At 43.4% G+C, this 3,911-nt stretch carries 8 protein-coding genes; 4 read left to right on the top strand and 4 right to left on the bottom strand.

The genetic code is table 11. The features are described 5' to 3' along the window. Nucleotides 1-870 (bottom strand): aconitase family protein (locus V7126_RS23315; protein ID WP_335499693.1); only part of this gene is annotated, 870 nt, incomplete at its 3' end. 233 nt (nt 871-1,103) lie between these two features. Between V7126_RS23315 and sspO the strand changes: the two genes are divergently transcribed. The 4 genes from sspO to V7126_RS23295 all read left to right on the top strand — a co-directional run bounded on the left by sspO (nt 1,104) and on the right by V7126_RS23295 (nt 2,567). Then, entirely contained in the window at nt 1,104-1,250 is a 147-nt protein-coding gene (gene sspO, locus V7126_RS23310) for a small acid-soluble spore protein O (protein ID WP_046132818.1), read from the top strand. Nucleotides 1,251-1,275: 25 nt separating this feature from the next. Then, a complete protein-coding gene (locus tag V7126_RS23305; protein WP_065894538.1) occupies nt 1,276-1,425 on the top strand; it encodes a small acid-soluble spore protein P in 150 nt (49 codons plus the stop codon). 109 nt (nt 1,426-1,534) lie between these two features. Beyond that, nucleotides 1,535-1,909 (top strand): Hsp20/alpha crystallin family protein, encoded by a 375-nt coding sequence (locus V7126_RS23300; RefSeq protein ID WP_046132817.1) that lies wholly within the window; start codon nt 1,535-1,537, stop codon nt 1,907-1,909. A 229-nt stretch (nt 1,910-2,138) separates the two neighbouring features. After that, nucleotides 2,139-2,567, top strand: a complete 429-nt coding sequence (locus V7126_RS23295) for a DUF2621 family protein (protein ID WP_046132816.1) — start codon at nt 2,139-2,141, stop codon at nt 2,565-2,567. Nucleotides 2,568-2,603: 36 nt separating this feature from the next. Here the strand turns inward: V7126_RS23295 and V7126_RS23290 are convergent, their stop codons facing one another. The 3 genes from V7126_RS23290 to V7126_RS23280 form a co-directional block, all read right to left on the bottom strand. Further along, a complete protein-coding gene (locus V7126_RS23290; protein WP_046132815.1) occupies nt 2,604-3,089 on the bottom strand; it encodes a CcdC family protein in 486 nt (161 codons plus the stop codon). Nucleotides 3,090-3,181: 92 nt separating this feature from the next. Continuing rightward, a complete protein-coding gene (locus V7126_RS23285; RefSeq protein WP_046132814.1) occupies nt 3,182-3,547 on the bottom strand; it encodes a response regulator in 366 nt (121 codons plus the stop codon). Nucleotides 3,548-3,610: 63 nt separating this feature from the next. Next, a partial coding sequence (locus V7126_RS23280; RefSeq protein WP_335499682.1) for an urease accessory protein UreH domain-containing protein occupies nt 3,611-3,911 on the bottom strand: 301 nt, incomplete at its 5' end.

Here is a 3,911-nt window from a genome sequence, read left to right as displayed (position 1 = left end):
TTTGCCGACAACGCCTTTTTCGCGGAGAACCTGCGTCACTTTCAACGCAAGATCCGTTGCCGTCGTGCCGTTTGGAAGCTTGCCGACGAGTTTCGCTCCGATGACTTCAGGCACAGGGAAATAAGAAGGCTGTCCAAGCATGCCTGCCTCGGCTTCAATTCCGCCGACACCCCAGCCGAGAACGCCGATTCCGTTGATCATCGTCGTATGAGAGTCTGTTCCGACGAGCGTATCAGGGTAAGTGACGATTTCTCCGTCTTCTTCGACGGCATGTACGACATTCGCCAAATACTCAAGGTTTACCTGGTGGACGATACCTGTTGCAGGCGGAACGGCTTGATAGTTGTTAAACGCTTTTTTTGCCCAGCTTAAAAATTTATAACGTTCTGCATTTCTTTCAAATTCAAGATCCATGTTGACAGTCAGCGCATCATCGGTACCCGCTTTGTCAACCTGTACGGAGTGATCAATGACAAGGTCAACCGGAATTTCCGGATTAATTTTGTCCGGATCTCCGCCGACTTGCGCCATTGCTTTGCGCAATGAAGCGAGGTCTACTACGGCAGGAACACCGGTGAAATCCTGTAAAATAACCCGGGAAGGTTTAAAAGGAACATCAAGGTCTATTAATTCAGCAGTGCCCCATTTTGCTAAATTTTCAACGTGCTCCTTTGTGATGACTCTTCCGTCGACTTGACGAAGTACAGATTCCAGCAGGACCTTGATGGAATAAGGCAATTTCGACACTTTTCCAATTCCTTGATCCTCTAATGCTTTTAAAGAATAATAGCTGTACGTTTTGCCGTGTACAGTAAACGTTTTTCTTGACTGAAAAGCGTCTTTTTTTGCGATTTGCTGCTGTTTCGCCATTTCTCCAAAATCCCCCTTTAAAGATCAAGATCATATACCAGAAAAATCGGCATATTTCACCACAATTTTCTCACAATTTAATCTTAAAACAATTTTAAACATAAGTAAATATCAATGTTTTTATTAAATTCAATAAGAATGCCTTATACTTGTAAAAAAGTTTATTTTACTGGAAATACATTTTTTTATACAAAGGCGGAAACGCGGATATACTACAGCCTGAGGTGATAGCATTGTCAAAGCGAAAAGCAAATCATGTCATTCCCGGAATGAACAATGCGAAAAGGCAAGGAAACGGCGCCGGCTACATTGAGGATGACCAGCACATCCTGACCGAAGCCGAACGCCAAAACAATAAAAAGCGCAAAACGAATCAATAAAACCCAAAACAGGAGGTCGGGAATATTGACGAATAAAAACGACGGCAAAGATATGCGCAAAAACGCGCCGAAGGGAGCTCAAGCAGGCCAGCAGCCGGAACCTTTGGACGGAAGCAAAAAGGTGAAAAACCGTAACCACACAAGGCAAAAACACAACTCGCATCACGATATGTAATCGCAAACGCCTGCGGACAGGCTTATGCCGGCGCAGGCGTTTCCCTTTTCACAAGTATTCAAAGTGAAGCATACCTTATCATGAAGGCTAGGTATGGAGGAATGCTTCAATGACAAATGCAAAACAGTTCGATTCCTCTGATTTTGAAGAGGAATGGATGAAGCAGTTTTTTGATGACCCCTTTGTCCTGTACGATGAAACCCTTCCCATTGATCTGTATGAGACAAGTACCGAATATATTATTGAAACAGAATTGTCAAACGTCACCCCCCGCAGCCTGCGCATCACGTTTTCCGGTTATGATTTCAAACTTGCCGTCATATCAGACGAACAGGAGTACGAAAAAACGATGATGCTTCCTTTTTTTCTGAATGACAAGCAGATTGAAACCGAATGCAAAAATCAAATCCTTACCGTTAAAATCAGCAAACAAGCAAACAAAGATGAAACATCCGTTTCTTTTCATATTCCTTTTCATGAATAAAAAGGACCCCGGCATGCTTCGCGACGCTTAGCCCTGCCGGGGTTTTTCCGTTCACCCGTCAAATATCCTCTAGCAATCCTCCATGGCCGAAAAAGAGAATTGCTATACGATAGACTATGTTCTAGCGGCTCTTTTGATTAGACGGATGCCGCCAATTTATATTATTTTTTCTATGTTCTTCTAAAATGGGTTCATGTACAATAGTCTGTAGATAAAGGAGTGATGATAGATGCTGGAAGGTTGGTTTTTATGGCTGATGCTGCTGTGGATCGTCACGATGATCGTCCTTTTATCGATCGGCGGATTTTTTATGTTTCGCAAATTTTTAAAACGTCTTCCAAAAGAGGACGGAAAGTCAGAGCTTGACTGGCAGGACTACTACATTGAGAAGACGAGGCACATGTGGAAGCAGGAAGAAAAAGAGCTGCTTGAAGAGCTGGTGTCTCCGGTTCCCGAGCTGTTTCGCGACACAGCGAAAGCGAAAATCGCCGGAAAAATCGGCGAGCTGGCTTTAAAAGAAAACGCCGGTTCGATCGACCAGGACTTAATCGTCAGAGGCTATATACTGGCTACCCCGAAAAGGGATCATAAGTTTCTGCTCAAACGCTTGAAGGAAAAAAATATTGACCACTCCCCGTACCAGGCGCTTTTTAAATAAAATAAAACCTTTCCTGATAAACGGAAAGGTTTTGCTTTAATTGATCTGCATATTGTTTGACGCTTCCAGTTGGTTTGAAAGCTTTCTGAAGGATAAATACATGGCGATCCGCCACGGAACGATCATCCCAAATGCAAGGATCCAAAACATTCCGCTTAAAGCCCCGTAGTCGATTGATGTGCTCAAAATGCTTTTCATGACGATTCTGATCAAAAGAAGACCGATCAAAATAAATACAAAGGCTTTGGAACGCTTCAAATAAATTTTATCTTCCCTGATTTCGAATTTTGACGTTTTAATCAAGAAAATCGAAAAAATCATCCCTACAGTAATGGCTTCCAAAAATTCTGCGCCTGTAACGTGAAACATCGGAAATAAAAACATCAATGCGCCTGTGCTCATAAAAATCGGCGGCAATATAATTTTTTTGGCCGTAGCCGGTTTTTCAGATGACTTGATTCTGACAGCCATGACAACGACGGCCATCACAACGGCAAGCATAGATGAAACTACAATCATCATAAAGTATCATCCCTTTATATTTTTGCAAATTTTTCTACTGTATACTATACTCCAAAACGCAGAAAAAAACCATTCCCGCGGGTTACCTTCGTTTACGCTTTCCCGAGCACAAGCCGAATGGCTTCCATTACTTTTGCTTCCTCAAAAGGCTTGACGATAAAGTCTTTTGCGCCGGCCTCAATCGCCTCTACGACGATCCGCTGCTGACGCATGGCCGTGCACATAATCACCTTTGCCTTCGGCTCGATTTGAATCATTTCCTTTAACGCTTCGATTCCGTTTTTCACAGGCATCGTAATATCCATGATGACAAGGTCCGGTCTGAGCTCTTCATACAGCAATACAGCCTCCTCGCCATTTTCGGCTTCCCCTGCGACAGGAAAATCTTCCGCCTCGAGAATTCCCCTTATTTTATCTCTCATGAATTTTGCATCATCAACAATTAAAACCCTTGTCATACTCCCCTCCAATATCACAGTCCAGTTTATTATAACAAAAACGGCCACCCTCTAAAAAAGATCCTAAAATCCTCTAAAATCGCCAAACAGCTCCGATAATACGATGATAATTTTCGTCATCCAGTCAAAAAACAGGAGGATTCCGATCAAAATCATCGCAGCGCCTCCGATCTTCATGATCAGAAGCTGATGCTTCCTGAGCCATTTAACTTTTGAGATAAAAAAGGACAGAAGCAAAAAAGGCAGGCTGAATCCGAGTGCATACAGCAGCATATACGGCACCGCAGATACCGGATTGGTCCCGGCCAGCGCGATTACGGCAGCTAATATCGGACCCGTACACGGCGTCCAGCCGGCCGCAAAA

Origin of the sequence: Bacillus sp. JJ675 (assembly GCF_036963165.1) — a bacterium.
GTDB classification, from domain to species: Bacteria; Bacillota; Bacilli; order Bacillales; family Bacillaceae; genus Bacillus; species Bacillus glycinifermentans.
The sequence above is the reverse complement of the archived record's forward strand: the minus strand, read 5'-3'. Positions and strand labels throughout refer to the sequence as shown.